11 protein-coding genes and 1 pseudogene are annotated in these 19729 nt (G+C 32.4%); 8 read left to right on the top strand and 4 right to left on the bottom strand.

Annotated features, from left to right (window positions below; genetic code table 11):
- Positions 1-94: 94 nt before the first annotated feature.
- Positions 95-727 (bottom strand): RNA polymerase sigma factor, encoded by a 633-nt coding sequence (locus ACE193_RS01320; RefSeq protein ID WP_375561221.1) that lies wholly within the window; start codon positions 725-727, stop codon positions 95-97.
- 182 nt (positions 728-909) lie between these two features.
- Here ACE193_RS01320 and ACE193_RS01315 point away from each other — a divergent pair, with 182 nt between their 5' ends.
- Together ACE193_RS01315 and ACE193_RS01310 are read left to right on the top strand one after the other, a co-directional pair.
- Entirely contained in the window at positions 910-3330 is a 2421-nt protein-coding gene (locus ACE193_RS01315) for a TonB-dependent receptor (protein ID WP_375561220.1), read from the top strand.
- 24 nt (positions 3331-3354) lie between these two features.
- Complete coding sequence (locus ACE193_RS01310) at positions 3355-3807, top strand: hypothetical protein (protein WP_375561219.1); 453 nt, start codon at positions 3355-3357, stop codon at positions 3805-3807.
- 70 nt (positions 3808-3877) lie between these two features.
- Here the strand turns inward: ACE193_RS01310 and ACE193_RS01305 are convergent, their stop codons facing one another.
- Positions 3878-8095, bottom strand: coding sequence for an FG-GAP-like repeat-containing protein (locus ACE193_RS01305; protein ID WP_375561218.1), 4218 nt, complete (start codon positions 8093-8095; stop codon positions 3878-3880).
- A 31-nt stretch (positions 8096-8126) separates the two neighbouring features.
- On the opposite strand from ACE193_RS01305, the gene ACE193_RS01300 reads away from it, so the two are divergent.
- On the top strand, positions 8127-9314 hold the full coding sequence (locus ACE193_RS01300; protein WP_375558606.1) for an ISL3 family transposase: 1188 nt from the start codon (positions 8127-8129) through the stop codon (positions 9312-9314).
- Positions 9315-9573: 259 nt separating this feature from the next.
- Here the strand turns inward: ACE193_RS01300 and ACE193_RS01295 are convergent, their stop codons facing one another.
- Entirely contained in the window at positions 9574-11916 is a 2343-nt protein-coding gene (locus ACE193_RS01295) for a T9SS type A sorting domain-containing protein (RefSeq protein WP_375561217.1), read from the bottom strand.
- 273 nt (positions 11917-12189) lie between these two features.
- Between ACE193_RS01295 and ACE193_RS01290 the strand changes: the two genes are divergently transcribed.
- The 3 genes and pseudogenes from ACE193_RS01290 to ACE193_RS01280 all read left to right on the top strand — a co-directional run.
- Complete coding sequence (locus ACE193_RS01290) at positions 12190-13914, top strand: dynamin family protein (RefSeq protein ID WP_375561216.1); 1725 nt, start codon at positions 12190-12192, stop codon at positions 13912-13914.
- A gap of 269 nt (positions 13915-14183) precedes the next feature.
- Positions 14184-14627, top strand: a complete 444-nt coding sequence (locus ACE193_RS01285) for a helix-turn-helix domain-containing protein (protein WP_375558679.1) — start codon at positions 14184-14186, stop codon at positions 14625-14627.
- Between the two features lie 31 nt (positions 14628-14658).
- Positions 14659-15225, top strand: a pseudogene (locus ACE193_RS01280) (IS630 family transposase); the annotation flags it as partial.
- 547 nt (positions 15226-15772) lie between these two features.
- On the opposite strand, the gene ACE193_RS01275 reads toward ACE193_RS01280, so the two are convergent.
- Complete coding sequence (locus ACE193_RS01275) at positions 15773-16627, bottom strand: TerC family protein (RefSeq protein WP_375561215.1); 855 nt, start codon at positions 16625-16627, stop codon at positions 15773-15775.
- A 215-nt stretch (positions 16628-16842) separates the two neighbouring features.
- On the opposite strand from ACE193_RS01275, the gene ACE193_RS01270 reads away from it, so the two are divergent.
- Both ACE193_RS01270 and ACE193_RS01265 read left to right on the top strand, forming a co-directional pair.
- A complete protein-coding gene (locus ACE193_RS01270; protein WP_375561214.1) occupies positions 16843-17325 on the top strand; it encodes a hypothetical protein in 483 nt (160 codons plus the stop codon).
- 87 nt (positions 17326-17412) lie between these two features.
- Positions 17413-19704, top strand: coding sequence for a TonB-dependent receptor domain-containing protein (locus ACE193_RS01265; protein ID WP_375561213.1), 2292 nt, complete (start codon positions 17413-17415; stop codon positions 19702-19704).
- Positions 19705-19729 lie beyond the last annotated feature (25 nt).

Below are 19729 nucleotides of genomic sequence, written 5' to 3'. Positions count from 1 at the left end.
TTTTTAATTAAATACAAATACATTTTTGAACCACAGAGTTAAAAGAGAAAAGGCAAGAGAATGAAAATACAATTTGAAATTAACTGGTAACTGTTTACTGGTAACTGCTAACTGATTCTTTTATTTTTTCTAATATTCTATACGTTCTCATTTTGGCTGCGCTTTCTGTTGTTTCTAGGATAAAAGCAATTTCTTTGAATGATTTGTCTTCAAAAAAGCGAAGTTCTATCATCTGCATATCTTTTGTTTTTAATTTTTCTAATCCTTTTTTGAGTTTGTCTAATTGTTCTTGTTGTCTTTCGTCTGCTAATTCTTCTGAAAAGTTAGTTAGCTTTTTGGCTGTTTCTTCTTCTAATGAATAGACAGGCATTTTTTTCTGTTTTCTGTAATATTTCAAAAATTCATTAGAAGCAATCCTGTACAACCATGCCGAAAATGGAACTCCTTTGTATTCAAATTTATGAATATTTTGAAGTGCTTTTATAAATGTTTGAGAAGTCAAATCGGCTGCTAGAGCTTCGTCATTTGCTTTTCGATACAAAAAACGAAAAATAGCTTCATAATTTGCTTCATAAAGAATTCTAAAATGTTTAGAATCTCTTTGAGCTGCTAGGATTTGTTCTTCTTCACTTATTTGTGATGGTGAAGTATGTAGTTGTGATTGTGTCAAATGAAAATTGAATGAATTTTTCTCAAAAAAGAAATTATAAAAGTTAAAAGTAGTCATTTGAGAAACTCTATGAGATACTTTATTTACTCTTTACAAATAAAACCGTATTTTAGTCAAAAAGTAACATTTTTATCTTGATTTTTTATAAATTTCTATCAAAATCATAAAATAAACTCAAATTTAGTAGGTGGATTACTATTTTGCTTCGTCTTTATTTTTGTTTAATCTATTTCAATCGTATGAAAAATAATAGCTTTACGTCTTTACTTCTCTTACTATTTTTATTGTTTTGCTTTACCCAAACCTCTGCTCAAAACACAGATAGTTTGAATAATCAAGAAAATATATCAACACCTTTACATCTTGCTAAAGAAAAACTTACTGAAGCAGACCTGACCAAAACCACTTTTACAGAAAAAACTCGCCTTGTTTCGGTAAGTCGTTCGGCAAAAGAACTTAAAGATATTCCTTCTACCGTTTATGTCGTTACAAAAGAGGAAATTATGGAAAATGGATATATCACACTTGTTGATGTCTTGAAAACCGTACCTTGGATAAAAGTTTCTCAACCTGGATCGGGGGTTCTTGGAGAAATGTTTTTTATGCGTGGACAAATAGGAAATGAATATACAAAGATTTTGATAAATAATGTTCCAATTCAACCTGCTGTAAATGGAGGACTTGCCATTGGATCGCAACTTCCGATTGCTCAAGCAGAACGAATAGAGATTGTTTATGGACCTGCTTCGGCTGTTTATGGTGGCGATGCCGTGGCAGGAGTCATTAATATTATCACTCAAACTTCTGAAAAATCAGCGTATGCACAAGCTAATGCGTATTTTGGAACAAATAATTACAGACATGTAGATTTTTTGGCAGGAGGAAAAGCAGGACGAGATAGAAATGTTTTGCAATATAGTATTTATGGAAATCTTACTCAAAGAGATGATTTGGCTTTAGACAGAGATTCGGAAGCCTTCAATCCTTTTAATACATTTTTAAATTCTTTTACCAATCCTAGTGATGTACAGACTAGACGTTTACTGACTAACTTAGCTATTAATCAACCAGATTCTTTTTTCACACTTTTAGAAGAACGAGCTGGGCTTACTGCTTATGAAGGAAATGATCTTTTTAAAGCAAAAGTCAATCAATTACCAGAGTTAAATTACTTAATAGGTGTAAAATTTAATTATAGAAAATTGCAAGTTACGATAGATGAAATGTATAGCCGAAGACATAGTGTTTTGGGGCGTAACCCTGCTTTTTTCTCGTATGCTAATCCAGAAACATATATGGGAGAAACCATTCGTAGAACACATATTTCTTATCAAACAAGTAATAAAAAATCTTCTTTTTTGTTGAATGCTTCTTATTTATATTATAGATTAGATGCAAATAGTTCTTTTGGTACAAATTATAATATTGGTCGTTCGACAGGTCGCTCATATAGATATGAAGGTTCGGATGATGTTTTTTTGGAAAGTATTTATACAAGAAAAATTAATCCAAATTTTGAGCTTACAGGAGGTTTTTCGGTTACACTTTCTTCAAATTTACCTGTTACAAATGACCTTGAAAAACCTTTTGATATAAATTTATACAATGATGCTTTAAATGGTAATCTTGAGCCTGATCCTATATTAGGCAATTTTGGATATAATGGAAATGATTTTTTGAATGGAGGTGTCTTTTCACAAGCCTATTACACACATGATAAATGGGTAGGTGTTTTGGGTGCGAGAATAGATTTTCGTGATAGATTTGAGAATGATAGTACTTCTGGCAATGTTGCCATACACCCTAGAGCTTCTATTTTATATAAGTTAAATCCCAAATTATCGTTTAGAGGTTCTGTGGCAACTGCCTTTCGTGCGCCTTCTCCTTCTATTCAATTTACTTCTTTGGCTTTACCAGACCTTGAAACAGATTCAGTTATTTATCAACAAATTCCAAATCCAAATCTAAACCCAGAAACTTCTATCACAACAGAGTTTGGAGTGCGTTATTTTCCTTCTAAAAATATTACCTTAGATATTGTAGGTTATTTTACAGGAACAAGAAGCCCAATTGTTGGACGTTTTCGCCCAATAAACAGAGAGATATATCCAAATGCGTCTTATCTTTCAGGGAATAGTAATGGAACAGCACGAGTATATATAAATGATGAAGATAGTCGTTCGGCTATTTATGGAATACAAGGAATAATAAAAATAAAAAATATTATTGAACGCATTCATCTAGATACAGATATTTTTTTTAGTTATACACAAGGAAGTGAAGTTTTGCCTGATAACGGAGGAACAATAAATGATTATCGTATGCAACCCGATTTTATGGGACAGTGTCGTATTTCTTTACGTCCTTCGCCAAAGTGGTATATTAATTTTCAAAATGTAATTATGAGTAGTTGGTACAGAAGAAATGTATTTAATATAGAACAGTATGAAGAAGACAGAGCTAAAACAGATGGATACTATACATTAGATATGCTTGTTCGTCATTATTTTAATAAAAATGTAAGTGCTTATTTTAGAGTTAATAATGTTTTTGATGCAGAATATGGAGGTATAGATGCAACTGGTTTGGATGTAGATGCTACTTTTAATCCTCAACTTCAACAAAATGTACAGGCAGGAGTTAGTTTTAGGATTAATTAAATTTAGAAAAATAAAAATAAGATAATGAGAAAGATAATTTATGTAGATATGGATGGTGTTTTGTGTGATTATCAAAGTGCTTTTGAAGAAGCGATTCAATTAAATCCAAAAATTGCCTTCCCTCAAAGTCAGTTTGATTTTTATAGAAAACTAAAGCCTATTCAAAATGCAATCGAATCTGTAAAGTTATTACTACAAAAAGATAGTTTTGAGATTTATATTCTGACAGCACCATCTATTTATAATCCAATGAGTTATACTGAAAAACGAATTTGGATAGAAGATTATTTTGGAATAGAAATGGTAGAAAAACTGATTATTTCTCCTAATAAATCACTTTTGAAAGGAGATTATTTGATAGATGACTCAAAAGAAGGCAGAGGACAAGAAAACTTTGAAGGAGAACTGATTCATTTTGGTTCAGAACCCTTTCCTAATTGGAAAATGATTTTGAGTTATTTTGATCAAATGTGTTAAAACAAAAAAGGGTTTCTATATCAAAAAATGATAAAGAAACCCTTCTTTCATACAAAGATTGCTCTTTCTCTTATTCTATTACAAACTTAAAGTTTTCTACTCCAAAATCTGTTGCTACATTCAAAATATAAATTCCTTTTGAAAGCGATTTTGGTAGTTGGATTACCACTATTCCATCAACAGACATTCTAATAGGAATACTTGCTGTTACTTCTTGTCCTGTAATACTAATAATTCGCAGTTGTTTTATCAGCGAAGTATCTACCAAACCACGCATATAGAGTTCTTTTCCTGTTTGATTCGGATTTGGGTAAAGTGCTGGAGGAAGGTTATTGTTAGTACGTGTAACCGAAACAACCTTAGTGTTTGTCCATTCTCCATTATAATCTACTTGCTTTAGTCTGTAGTAAGAAGTTCCCAATAAAGGCTCATAATCATTAAATAAATAATCAGTACGCTCATTTTTAGTTCCTTTTCCTGCGACTTTTCCGATGGCTTTAAACTGTAAATCTTCCCCTGCACGCTCTACCAAGAAATAATCATTATCTAACTCACTAGCCGTAGCCCAATGAACTACTACCTTTTCAGATAGATTTTCAGCATACAAAGAAATAAGTTCTACTGGAAGAAGACAAGGACCTATGTCAGCCTCTTGATCATTATTGTTATAATCACATTCTCCAGCATCATAAGCATCATTTGACATATATTGTGGGTCTCCTATTAAAGGGTCAGCTGAGTTTACGTTTGCATCGACGTTTCCTACTGCAACCACAGTAATATTCCCTCCTCCTGCTGGAATAGTAAATGTAAGTGTTATTTCTGCTCCACTAGGAGCTAATGCCTGTCCTAAAGTAAGTACAGCCAAAACATTTGCAGGTCCAGCAAATGGATCAGCATCAAAAAATGAAATAGGTGTATTAGCAGGTAATGTAGCATCTCCTGCATTGGAAACTATAGCTGTAATAAGTATATCACCTGTTGACTCACAGTTAGAGTAATCTATACTGCCAGCATTACTTCCTGTAGTTACTACACCTCCAGAAATAGAAAGAATCTGTAAATCTCCTGTTGGAGTCAGAGAGTTATTATTTTGGTCAAATAAAGATACTTGTTTTATAAAAGAATTTAGAGGACCATTTACTCCTGCTGAATAACCTATCACTGCATGGTTTTGTTGTATTGTAGGTACTCCTAAGTCATCTTCTATATTAGTTACAAAATAGGTATGCTGATTCCATACAATTCTAGAGCTTACCCAGTCCGAACCCGAACCATAAACTACTACACTGCCTATTGCATCATCAGTTGGACCATTTACATCTTGCTCTGTTACTATAAGTTCTGTAAATCCATCTTTATCCACATCAGCTACTAAAGGATATTCACTACGAGTACCTGAGCGTGAAGTTACACTAGCAAGTTGAACTCCTGTTTCTCCATTATAAATAATTAAGTTTTCTTCATCACTATAAATAACTTCAGCATTTCCATCTCCATTGAAATCAAAGGTAGAACCACTTGTACGATCAGAGGTTTCGTCAATAGTAGCCACCCATTTTTGAGTAAGTGTAGCTCCCACTTCTATACAATAGACTCTGTTTCTTCCTCCTACGATAATTTCTAATTGTGGGTCATTATCTACATTAGCTAGGTTGGGTCTTCCTCCTATGGTAGTTACCTGTCCACCATTATTAAGTCTGAAAGTATTACCTATTCTAGCTCCTGTACGTGGATTCCAAACAAAAATAGCACCCTCTAGTGGAGTAGTTGTAAAAGCTCCACAAGTAACTATATCTACTAATCCATCATTGTCCATGTCTGCTATACTAGCTCTTCCATCAGTTATGGTTGTTCCTCCATCAGTAGCAAAAGTAGGTGCAGAAGCTACTAAAGTGAGTGTTCCTGATAATAAATCAACAGCATAAATTCTATTTCCTGTTACAAGTTCTAATCCTTGACATTCAGGACCACAATTTCCTCCTCCTGGTAATGGATCACCTGGACGAAATATGTCATAAGCAACTGGAAATGCAGCACTTTGAGCATCATTAGGATGAATACCTGCACTAAGTGAAGTGTTAGCAGGAATATAGTTTTCTAGGGTAATAGCATTGTAGATAGCATTACCTACATATACTTCAGGCACTCCATTTTGGTCAAAGTCAGCAATAGCAGGTGTCATTTCAGAAGTTTGAACTAATAAAGCCCCAGTAGCAGAAGAAACAGCAATTTGATTTCCAGTAGCAGCTTGAGAACCTCCATAAGCAATAGTAGGGTCAAACTCATAGCGATAAAGTCTTCTATCATTTCCTGTAATAAATATATCACCATACATATCATTATCTACATCAGCAAGTGCCAACATGCTAAACTTATCTGTTACAGGTGTAGGTATTTGTTGAATCAATGAACCATTATCTCCTGAGTAAATATAGATATTAGGAGAGCGAGGATCACCAGGTACAGCAACTCCCATTTCTGTTCTTGGTCCTCTAGGACCACTTGTATAAGGTGTGTTATAAGGATTTTTAGATACAATTTCTATGTGTTCATTATCATCCCCAATAGGATAATTAGGCCATGTATCAGGCACTACATCTCCTACAAAAACACCACCTCGCTGTTCTACTTCAAAATCTAAGTCTGTTCCAAATTCACGCACAGGATTTACAGTTGCTACTGGAGGCTGACTAATAGCACAGTCAGGAGGAACTTGTCCATAAAAATAATCTTCACACAAAGAGTCAGGTGTAGCTGCATTACCATTACAATCACTATCATAACAATCTACAAAGCCATCTCCATCATCATCACAACCATTATTACAGTTTCCTGTTTCATTAGCAGCAAAGGCAGCATTATCTAATCCTAAGGTAATCTCCTTTTCTGGAGTAAAAAAATTAGCATTCACATCAAATGAAATAAGTCCAGTACCAGCATTATAAGTACCTGTACCTAAACCCAGCCTTGCAGTAGGATTATTCAAGTCACGAATATAATATTCTGTAGCGTTTGAAATACATACAGGAACTACTCCTAAGCCAGTAGCTTCAAAGGTAAGTCTGATAGTGCCTGCATCACTACCTTGGTTTGTAACTCTTACAAGCCAAGCTCTATTTGAGTATTGACCAGTACCATCTGGAGAAACTCCTGTACCTGCATTATGTGCTGCAAAAGCATAATCTCCTACTGCATTTAAGAAACCTCCAGTAGTTGAATTAGACATAAATAAACCACCACTACTTTGTATATTGGCATCAATACGGTCAGTATTGGTAAGAGATGCACTAGCAGTTTCTCTACCTATGCCAATCATGTTAGCTGTATAAGTAGGATTTTGAGCAAACATATCATCAGCACCTAAAGCAAACTGATATTTTGTAGAAAAATAATTTTCGACTATTTTTCGTTCTGTATTTTTTGCGCTATTATAATAGGTAACCTCTCCTATACGTCCATTAAAATACTCTCCTGTTGCTGATACATTCACATCATTATTTGCTACTATATCATATATTTTAGTATTGTCATTAACAGCTCCTATTCCTATTTCTCCTCCGTGAGCATCAAAAGTATTTACAGGCAGTGAAGTTCTAGTAGTTGCTCCATCTAAGATACTCATAGGATTTCCATTCAAAAACCCTTTAAAAGTATTTGTGTAGTTATTGTCATATAATAATGTAACGAGGTAATCTGTATTATTTGTAATAGTAGCCGTAAAGCAACGATAATCTTCATCACTAGCAGTAGGAAAAACTGTACTACCAGTAACTCCTCCCCAGTTGACAGTACCATAATTCCAAATAGCTACATATAGAACATTTTGAAGTAAGTAAATACCCATTCCATTGGTAGTTCCCCCTTCTTCATATATCATTTGAATAGGCTGATTAACAGTATTTGCATTAAAAGTCAGAGTCAGCATTTTTTCATTGTGTGTAGCACCATTGATACTATTATCATTTCCTAAAGTAAGCCATTCAGAGTTAGTTCTCTGAAATCGTACAGAAGGGTTGCCATAAATGCCTGTATTATTATAATTTGGAGCATTTGCTTCAGGTGCAGGATTATTAAATCCACCAACAAGTAAGGCTTCATCTTCCCATAGAATTACATCGTTCCCATTTACACTTGTTGTACCTGTTGTGTATGCTTGTGTAGGTAGTAACCAAAAAGGCATTTCTCCTCCTCCAAAACCACCTGGATAAAATTGTCCATAACTCAGCGAGTTTGCTGCTAAGAAAAGACAAAAGAAAATAAGTAATAAAATTGGTTCTTCCGACAATTTAGCGATAATTTCTTAATTTAGCCTTTCTATGGATACTAACACAATAGCAATTTTATTAGGTTTTTCAGATTTTTCAGTAACGAAAATAGAATCTTCTCCACTTCGCTTAACTATTTATGGAGAAAGTAATTTAGCCGATTCTATTTGTCCTAATTGCTTGAAAAAGTGCAATAAAGTGACTTCTACTTCAGAACGTATTGTTCGTGACCGAAATATTTTAGACAAAGAGGTTTATTTACACTTAACTTCTCGTCAATTTCATTGTCAAGATTGTACTCGTTACTTTCAAGAAGTTTTTAGTTTTGTTTCTAAGCAAAAAAATCAAACTCATCGTTTGGAAAAATATCTTTATTTATGTTTGAAAGATAGCAGTTTCAAAGAAGTAGCTATCCGAGAAAACATACTTTGGGATGTTTTAGATGGTATTTTTAAAACCTATAGTAAACGTGAGATAAAAAAACACCTAGATTATTTTCCTCGACGTTTAGGTATTGATGAATTTGCTTACAAAAAAGGAAAAAAGGAATATGCTGTTGTTTTAGTAGATTTAGATACAGGTCAAGTTTGGGATATTTTAGAATACCGTAATAAAGAGTATTTAAAAGCCTATTTTTTATCCAAAGGCGAAGTTTTTTGTACTAGTATAGAAGTATTTTCTTGTGATATGTGGGAGGGATTTTCAAATACAGCAAAAGAAGTATTTCCTAACGCTGATGTAGTAATAGATCGCTTTCATTTTTTTCAGCATTGTAATAAAGTGCTAGATAGCATTCGTAAAGAATTACGACGAAAAGATGATAAAAACGTTCATTTCAAGCAAATAAAATGGCTTTTATACAAGGCATGGAAAGACCTTACTTATAAAGAAAGACGAGTTTTACTTAAAGCGTTTAGGTTTAGCTCAACGCTTAGACAGGTGTATTTTATGAAAGTGGAATTACAAAATATATTTAATACTGATTTGAGTAAACAAGAAGCTAAAAAACTACTAGACCAATGGATAGAAGAAGCTCAAAAAATAAATCATAAGGCTCTAAATAGATTTATAAATACGTTTAATTCTTGGAAAAATGATATTATTAATTTCTTCAAAGATAGATATTCTAACGGAATAGTAGAGGGAATTAATAATAAAATTAAGACCCTCAAAAGGAGTGGGTATGGGTTTAGAAACTTTCAAAATTTTAGATTGAGAATGATAGTCAAATTCATATAATCGCTAAAAAGTCGGAAGAGCCATAAAATTTTTTTCATGATAAATAATATTTTTAGTGAAAATCGTAAAAAATAATAAGATAAAAATGCTTTTATGATAGATAAGAATATGTAAAATTAAGTTAATTATTTGATTTATAGCGAATTACAATATTTTTTTTCCTTCTAATAAGAAGAGTTGTTTTATACATGTATAAAAATACAAATAACCGTCTCATTACAAAACGGTTATTTATTGATACTTATTTAGAAATGAATATCTATTCTATTACAAATTTATAATTCTGCATTCCAAATTCTGTAACAAACTGAACAATATAAACTCCTTTTGCCATTTTTTGAGGTAAATCAATAGCTACTCCATCAAAAGTGGTTTTGAGAGTAGGATTAACAAGAACTTGCTGTCCTGTAATGCTTATTATTTGAATATTTTGAATAGATGTTTTATTCGTAATTCCTCTTAAATGTAATTCTCCACCTGCTCTGTTTGGATTAGGATAAAGCGTAAACGGAAGATTTGTAAAATCACGTTCTACACTCACAACTTTGGTAAGCATTGTTTTTCCGTTGTTATCTACTTGTTGTAATCTATAATAAGCTGTTCCAGGCCAATACTCTTCATCTATAAATTCATAAGAAGATAAATTATTTGTTGTTCCTTTTCCTAGTATAAAAGTAAGGTCTTTAAAATCTTTTCCATTTATACTTCGCTGCACATAAAAGCCTTGATTCTCTTTTTCATTGGCTGTTTGCCAATCTACCAATACACTATTATCTGAATAATGACGAGCATTGAAGTCTAGCAAAGTAATTGGTAAGAGAATATCATCACATTGTACTCTAGTAGTATCACTTACATCAGCAGGACAGTCTGGAATGGTTGAACCTGTTACTCTAAAATTAAAATCTAGTTCCTCAGTTTCTGGATTAGGAACTACTTCATAAGTCACACTAATAGTACGTCTAGGCAAGCCATCAGCATCTAGTGTAGTAACTCCACTACTATCTATATCTATTAAATTTAATGTATAAGTAGGAGAGTTATTTATAGTAGTAGAAAAATTAAGCTCCCATGCCTCATACTTATTAGGATTTATAGTAACATCAAAAGTAATTTGATCAAACTCATTACTTTGTCCTACTGTACAAACACCACTTGCACCATTATCAAGAATATCAAAGTCAAGATTATCCATAATAAAAGTACTTGCCTGTTCAACACGACGAATATAAAACCAAGTATTTCTAGTATCGTTATCTTCATTTGTCCAACTGTGTGCTGGTGATGTTGCTCCATTTAAATTTCTTGTATCTCCTAAAAGAGTTTGATCATCCCAAAATAAAGCTGGGTCTGCTACAGGGTTACCTCCAATATCAAAACTGGGTCTTACTAAACTTACTGTATATCCATTTGGATGATTTTCGGCATCGTACATAGGAATATGTGTAAGTCCTGATTGAACATAGGCAATAAAATTAACTGTTTCACCTTGGGGTACAGCCACACCATTACCATCTAAACCATTCCAAGGAATATAAACAATGCTTGTAGTAGCAGGAGCAACAGGCTCAGGAACAAACCCCCCATTCAAAAGAACATCTCTAGTACCTAGCTCATATTCACCTGTTGGATTCAAATCTAAGAGAGCTTCTACAAACCCTGCTGCATTTATCTCTATTCTGACTACATACTCTCCACAATCTCTTGCTTCTACTTCAGAGATAGTTAGGTCAGGGATTCTGCCTGTCGGATAAATGAGAGAATCAGGGTTATTTAAAAAAATAGGATATTCAGGTGCGCTAAAATTACCTCCTCTTGAAAGTCTATCAGTAGCTGAATTACCCGTATTTATTGTTCCATAAGAGTTCATATTTACCACAAATCCAATAGGACGAATACCATTAAAATCAACACCTAGAGTTATTCTATCTGGTGTGTAAGGAAACATAGTTGCTAAGAATGGATTATTACCATTAGATGCATTCAAATCCCAAGAAGGGGAAAACAATCTACCCAAAACAATTCCTGTAACAGGGTCTCTGTTTGTAGCAGTAGGACTAAATACAGTAACATCAAAAAAGCGAATTATACGTCTAGCATTATTTTGAATAACATTCTGATCTGCACCTCTATTAAATTCTATCCAGTAATCTCCTGCTGCTGTGGCAGCAAATGAAATATCATTATAACCTGTAGCATTTCCTACCAAAGTTCTAGGACCAGCTACTGCTCTATCATAATTGGTAATATACCCTGCTCCAGCAGTTGGCATAGCTGTATTTGCTACGACATCTACCACTGTGGAAGTCAAAGTATCAAAACGACGAATTCTATAATACAAATCATTACCATCATCTTGATTTCCAAAGCCATAATAAACTGTTTCTCCTGCTTCAGCATGAACATACAATCTTCTATCTGGAGGAGCATTATAAGTAAACGAAAGTCTATTTGTTCTGTCCCAAATTTGAATAGAAACACGATTAGGTTGTCCTGGTGTTCCTGCATCACCAATAGGCATAAGCTGTGCAGTCCCTTCTCCAAAAGAAGAAAAACTAAGTAAAAATAAAAGGGGTAATATAAAGAGTGTGATTTTTTTCATAACATTATTTTTTATCAAAAATGACAAGGAGGATGGGGTATTGTATAAAAAAACAAAATCTAAGCCATTAATTAGTTAAACTAACTAAAACTCCAAAAGGTTGTCGTTGTATGATGTGCTTTTTATAGTGAAGTATATTCTTTTTAAGTTAGAAGTAAGCAGAGTTACAAAGATTTTCTGTATTTCCACCTTTTTTTAGTAGCTTCGTAGGAACTTGCAGAAATTATTTTGTTTTAAGCCAAACTCTCTTTATTAAAAATACAAAAAAAATCGATGAAAAGCCGTATTATAGACAAACGCCTTCAAAAATTTCGTCTTCGTTTAGACGAAACAATCAAAAATCTACATAATCTCACTCAAAATATTGAGAGTAAGGAACTTTCTGGTACAGTTAGCGAACTACGTCAGCGCATTAACGAACCCTATATGTTTGTGGTTGTGGGGGAAGTAAAGGCAGGAAAGAGCAGTTTTGTCAATGCACTTTTAGAAACTGAAAAAGATATTTGTAAAGTTGCGCCAGACCCTTGTACAGATACAGTTCAGCAGATTTTATATGGTGAAGAAGAACAGATTTTGGTAATGAATCCACATCTAAAAAAAATTTTATTACCTGTTGATATTTTAAAGGAAATTGCCATTGTGGATACCCCTGGTACGAATGCCATTTCGGAAGGACACCAAAAAATTACAGAAGATTTTATTCCGTCATCAGATTTGATTGTTTTTGTCTTTGAAGCTAAGAATCCCTATCGTCAGTCTAGTTGGGATTTTTTTGATTTTATTCATAAAGATTGGAGAAAGAAAATTATTTTTGTTCTTCAACAGTCTGATTTGTTAAATGAGTCTGATTTGAACACAAATATTGAAGGGGTAAGAAAACATGCAGAAAAAAAGGGATTATTAGAGCCACAAATTTTTGCTGTTTCTGCCAAACTAGAAAAAGAAGGAAATCATGAGGCAAGTAATTTTGCAGGAATAAGAGAATACATAAAAGACAATATCACAGGAGGACGTGCGCCACTTTTGAAGCTCAAAAATAACATAGACACTTCAAAAACAATTCTTGCAAGAATAAAAGAAGGCGTAAATCTTAGAGACAAACAACTAGAAGCTGATAATAAATTTAGATTAGACGTAAAGAAAACACTAAACGACCAAGAAAAAAAATCATTGTACCAAGTTGATGTTTTGATAGAAAATATTTTGGGTGCCTATGAAAATATAACACGAGAAACCGAACAAGAAATCAGTAAAGGTTTGAATCCCTTTAATTTATTGGGTAAATCTTTCAAATCAATGCTTTCCGATAAAGAATCTGTAAAAGTGTGGTTTGAGCGTGTAGCACAAGATTTGGAACGCAATCTTACCAAAACTTTAACCGACAAACTTGGAGAAGGAATTACAGCCATTGCAGATACAATTCAGCAAATGGCAAAAATGATTGATTTGCAGCTCAATAATAGTCCAAAAATTCTGAAAGAAAATCACGCTATTTTTGGAGATATTGCTGACCGTAGAAGTAGAGTTTTGCAAGATTTACAAACTGAGTTTCATGAGTTTACCAAAGAAACTGAAAATTTTGTACAGAAAGATTTATTTCCAAAAGAAACGAGTTTTGCAACTGATTTTTTGGCCGGAGGAGGAATGGCAATTATTGGAACAGCTTTAGCAATACTAACACAGGGAATTGTTTTTGATGTTACAGGTGGACTTATTACGGCTGTTGGTGTAGTTTTTACTGGTGTTACGGTAATAGTCAAAAAGCAAAAGATTATGCAAAAATATAGAGAACAAGTTAGTCAAGGAAAACAAGCTCTCAAAGAAGAAATTTACCTAAAACTTTCTACTTACATCGCTAATCTAAAAAATCAAATCGACGCTAACTTCAAAGACTTTGATTTATTGATGGAAATGGAACAAAAACAAATCCTAGAACTCAAAAATCAATATGAAACGATTGATAGAGAATTGGAAAAAATTTTAGATGAGTTGATTTAGAATTTTAATTATGAAAAAAGTACTTTTATATATCTAGTTTAATTGCAATTTTCGTCGGCTTGTTTTTGTTGTATCAAAATAATAGCAATAAAGAATATGCTAGAATAACTGTAATTAATGAACTACAACTTTGTGAAGAATCAAACATTTTTTATAAAATTATTAAGATTGACAGAAAAATAGATTTCATTAAAAATAGTAGAGATTCGCTAGTTCTTTTGAATTAAGTAGTTAGACAAAATTATTAAATATTTTTTTATCTTTGTTTTATGAGAGGAAAAAAACGTTTTATTAGTTTGAGTATAGAGGAAGTATCTTCCTTAGAGCAAGGTTGGAAAGAAGGTAAATCATCAACTTTCCGTACTCGTTGTCATTACATTCTTTTAAGCCATCAAGGAAAAAAGGTTAGTGAGATAATGGATTTTTATCAAGTTACTCGCCAATTAGTTATTCGTTGGTTTAATCGGTATGAAAAAGAGGGCATAGCAGGATTAGAGACGAGTAAAGGACAAGGTCGTCGCCCTATTCTTCGTATAGATAATGAAGAAGAAATGAATAAAGTAGAATCTCTAGTTGAAGCCAGTCCTCAAAGTTTGAAAGTAGTTGTTTCTCAATTGGAAGAGGAATTGGGTAAATCTATGTCAGTCAAGACTTTAAAAAGGTTGCTTAAAAAAAAAATGGTGTTGGAAACGCTTCAGAAAAGTAACTGTTAAGAAACCTGACCCTGTTGTATATGAAGAAAAAAAACGTAGTTTAGAATTTCTCATTCTTTTATTTTTAGCAGGCTGTATAGATTTGCGTTTTTGTGATGAGTCTTCCTTCAATTTAGAACCCAATGTTCCTTATGGTTGGTGTAGAATAGGAGAACAAGTAGGCATTAAAAGTAGTAAGGGAGGTAATTTAAATGTATTTGGATTGCTTAACTTGCGTGGAGAACTAAGCAGTTTTGTAAGCACCCAAAACATTAATTCTAAAGTTATCATTGATTGTATAGATCAGTTTGTAGAAACAATTGAAAAAACGACTGTTCTAGTGTTAGATAATGGACCTTGGCATATTTCTAAAGAAATAGAAGAGAAAATAGAGGAATGGGAAGAGAAAGGAGTACTTATTTTCTACTTACCTTCTTACAGTCCACATTTGAATCCCATAGAAACACTATGGAGAAAAATCAAAATAGAGTGGTTAAGACCTCAAGATTTCACGAGTAAAGAAGACTTACATCAAGCTGTAAAAAATATTCTAAAAAAATACAATAGTAAAAAGTATAAAATTGATTTTACTATATATAAAGGAAAATTGTTACGATAATTATGTCTAACTACTTATAGTAAAAAAAATGACCCAAAAACCTACAAATTAGTATATTCTCCTCAATTAGTAAAAAGAGTGGAAATACAAATTGAAGGTTATTTTTATGGCAAAATATCTAATTATTCTGCAAATAACTATGGTTGTCCTGAAAGTCGTGATTTTGAGGTTGAAAGAATTATATCCATTAAAGATGTAAATGAAAGCCGTAAATTTTTAATTCGTAATTAAGACAAAACAGACTACTTCATTTGCACAAGACTTTCACAAACTCAATATTTTGCCAAGTTAATTACATCTAGGAATATTTTTTTTACTAAAAAAAGTCTTTTGTTTGCTTTATTTATAAAAAACAAACTAAAAGACTCGTTGAAAAATACTAAAAAAAATGAAGATGGAGAAGAGATAAACTTTATATATTTTGAATAATAAGTAACTGAGCAAAATAAAATTAATTTATCTTTACTGTATTTACAATAAATAATATAAAAAAGCATTAGAAAATATGTATTTCCTAATGCCTCTTAAAAAATTAATATTTTGCCACTTATGATTTTTTATCATTTTCATCTTCGTCTTCGTCTTCTATATCTTGCATAAACGGAACAGGTACATAAGCTCCCATTGGAATAATATTTCTATGTTTTTGAGTTCCTTTACGCACACGCATATTTATAATTTCGACAACACAAGCAAATGCCATCGCTACATAAACATACGATTTTTCGACATGAACATCTAAAGATTCTAATACCAAAAGGAAACCAATCAAAATCAAAAATGAAAGTGCAAGCATTTTGAAAGTAGGGTTATTATTAATAAAATCACTGATTTTTCCTGCAAAAAGCATCATCACAATCATTGAAATAATAACAGCTACAATCATAACCGAAACCTCTTTTACAATTCCTACAGCCGTAAGAATAGAATCAAATGAAAATACAATATCTATCAAAACAATCTGAAAAATAGCTGCTGCAACTGCATTACTACCTACTTTTGGAGTTTCTTCTTCTTCGGTAAGTTCCATTTTATCATGAATTTCTGTCGTACTTTTATACACTAAAAACAAACCTCCCAAAAGTAAAATAATATCTTTCCAAGAAAGTTGCCCTCCTTCACCCAAATCTTTTTCTATTCCTAACATGTGTATAAATGCAGTAGCATCAATAACTGTAGCCGTCAGACCAATAAGCCACGTAATACCAAATAAAAGCCCAATACGAACTACAAGAGCCATAGCCAAACCTATCAAACGAGTAGAGTTTTGCTTTTCTGGTGGAACTTTTCCCGCAATAATACTGATAAAAATAATATTGTCTATCCCTAATACAATTTCTAAAAGGGCAAGGATAAGGAGGCTGGTAAGTCCTTGTGTTGTCAATAAATACTCAAAATTCATAAAAAAATAGGTAGTTTGGTTGAGTTATGATAAATTAAATTAAAAGCAGTTTTTTGAACTAATTTTGTTAATGGATTATAAATATACTACAAAGCTATACAGAAAATCCAAAAATGAAACCTTTAAATTGAACTTTTACGTATAAATAGTATAACTTTGTTGCAAAGAATCAAAAATTCTTTCAAAAACCTAAAAATTTCAATCCAACCAAACACTTGATTTTCCAACAATTCCATATTACAATAACTTGCCTTTGGCTTTCTCTCCAACTTATTTTGGGTTCGGTGGGCTTGCCTATTATTGAGCATTATTGTCAGATGAGTGGAAAAAGTAGTGTTTCTATTATCACAGAAAAAAAATGTTGTTGTGAAATTTCAGTAGCTAATTTTTCAAAATTGATTGACAAAAAAAATAATCTAAAAGATACAAATCATTTAGAAAATGTAGAAGATAAAGATGATTGTTGTGATACAGAAACTTCTTACGAAAAAGCAAACTTTGAAGCTATTTCTTTAGAAAAAACAGTTTTTGATTTTGGTCATTTTGTAGCTATTATTCCTTCTCAAAATCATGTCAAACATTTTACAGAAAAGACATTTTTCAACTCTTTTCGTATTCTTCATTTTGCAGACCTTCCCCCTCCCAATTGGAAGATAGGCAAACTTTTTATTGTTTTTATTCAAGTTTTTCGACTGTAGAAACTGTATTTAACCCTAAGGATCTTCAATGACCCTTAGGGTTTTGATACATTTTTATTTTTCAAAATCTTAATAAATTCAATAACAATGAAAAAATATAATTTTATTGGTTGTAGTCTGTCTTTAGTAATTTTGATGTTTTTATCATTTACTAATAGAGTTACTGCACAAAATAATTCCTTCATAACAGGAACAATTTCAGAAATTAGTCAGTCTAATTCTGATACAAATTCAGATTCTCTTTCTGCCTTACCTTTTGCCAATTTGGTATGGAAAGGAACAAGTTTGGGAACAACTACCAACGAAAACGGAAGTTTCAAACTCAGAAAAACACCTCAAACCGATGAATTAATCATAAGTTATACAGGCTATAAAAGTGATACTATTTCTACAAAAGGAAAAACTTTTATTGAAATCACTTTACAATCTTCTTCTTTAGCAAGCGTAACAGTAGAATCTGGTTTGAGTGATTTAATTGTCAATCAAAATGAAAAAATTACGACTAGCGACCTCAAAAAAGCTGCTTGTTGTACACTTTCAGAGAGTTTTGAAACCAATGCTTCTGTCGATGCCACTACTGCTGATGCTGTCACAGGTTCTCGTCAGATAAAAATGTTAGGTCTTGATGGCGTTTACTCTCAACTTTTAGTGGAAGGAATGCCGATGATGAGAGGGTTGAATGTTCGTTCTGGACTTCAATTTATTTCGGGTACTTGGGTTTCTTCGATTGACATCAACAAAGGTGCTGGCTCGGTTGTCAATGGTTATGAATCTATTACAGGACAAATAAATACACAGTTAATTAGTCCAAAAAGTAAAAAAGAGAAAAATGAAAATCTTTTAAATCTTTATTTTAATCCAAATGGAAGATTAGAAGCTAATCTAAATCTTATTCATCATATCAATTCAAAATGGAGTTCTGCTACACTTTTGCATGCAAGTGGCTCTGTAATGGAAAACGATAGAAACAATGATGGATTTTTAGATTTACCAAAATATCGACAATTCAATGCGCTCAATCGTTGGAAATATGAAGGTAAAAAGTTTGAAACACAATTCGGAATTCGTGTTTTAGATGAAAATCGTTTTGGGGGGCAGCTTGATTACAAACCTACTACAAAAGAAGATATATTAAATAGTGATATTTCTCAACAATCGTATGGTGTAGAAATGAATACTCGTAGAATTGAAGGTTGGGCAAAATTAGGCTTTTTCTTAGGGAAAAATTTAAGTTTTGGCAATCAAATTACGGCAAATTATCATCAATTAAATCAAGTTTGGGGTCAAAAATTCTATGAAGGAGAAGAAGATTATTTTTTTTATAATGGAATTTTGGATTGGACTATTTCTAAGAAACATTTACTTCGTAGTGGTGTAAGTATGGTATTTAATCATACTTATCAAAACTATTATGATTATCAAAATACAGGTAATGAACTAATAAATTTTGTTAGAGAAGAATCTATTCCTGCTGTTTTTGCAGAATATACATTTAATCAAGATGGAGATTTTACGGCTGTGGCTGGTCTTCGTTCTGATTTTCATAATCTGTACGGAACACAAATTTCTCCTCGTCTGAATCTAAAATGGAATCCTGCCAAAAACACAGTTTTTCGTGCTTCTGCTGGGCGTGGTTTTCGTGTAGCCAATCCGATTGTAGAAAATAGTCGCTTCTTTGCTAGTTCAAGACAGTTATTTATAAATCCTAATTTGCAACCAGAAATTGCTTGGAATACAGGAGCAAGTTTTGTTCAAGGTTTTAGACTTGGAAATAGAAAAGGAAAAGTTACAGTAGATTTTTATAGAACCAATTTTGAAAATCAAGTCGTTTTGAATGTAGAAAATCCATCTGAAACTCGTTTTGATAATCTAAACGGAAAATCTTTTGCAAATAGCTTTCAAATTCAAGCCGAATACGAAATTTTCAAAGGTTTAGAAGCTATCTTTGCTTACAAATATTATGATGTCAAAACAACCATCGAAAACGAATTAATAACTGTTCCTTATACAACAAAGAATCGTTTTTTTACAAATTTGGAATATCAGACCAAAAACAAAAAATGGGCATTTGACTGGACTGGGCAGTTTATAGGTTCGCAGCGTTTGCCTGCTTCTTATGATGAAACAACTAATAATCAAATTATTGAGAGTTCTCAAAGTCCTGCTTATTTCTTGATGAACGCACAAATTACACGCAACTTCAAAATCTCAAACAAACCTTTAGAGGTTTATATTGGAGGAGAAAACCTAACTAATTATTCTCAACCTAATCCAATCATAAATGCTCAAAATCCGTTTGGAGAAAGATTTGATACCAGTAATGTATATGCACCGATTATGGGTGCTATGGGTTATATGGGACTTCGTTTTTACTTTTAAATAACTCTTTTTAACCGTCGTTGAG

It is taken from the genome of Bernardetia aquimarina (assembly GCF_042180575.1).
Taxonomy (GTDB): domain Bacteria; phylum Bacteroidota; class Bacteroidia; order Cytophagales; family Bernardetiaceae; genus Bernardetia.
This window is presented reverse-complemented; position numbering and strand designations above follow the sequence as displayed.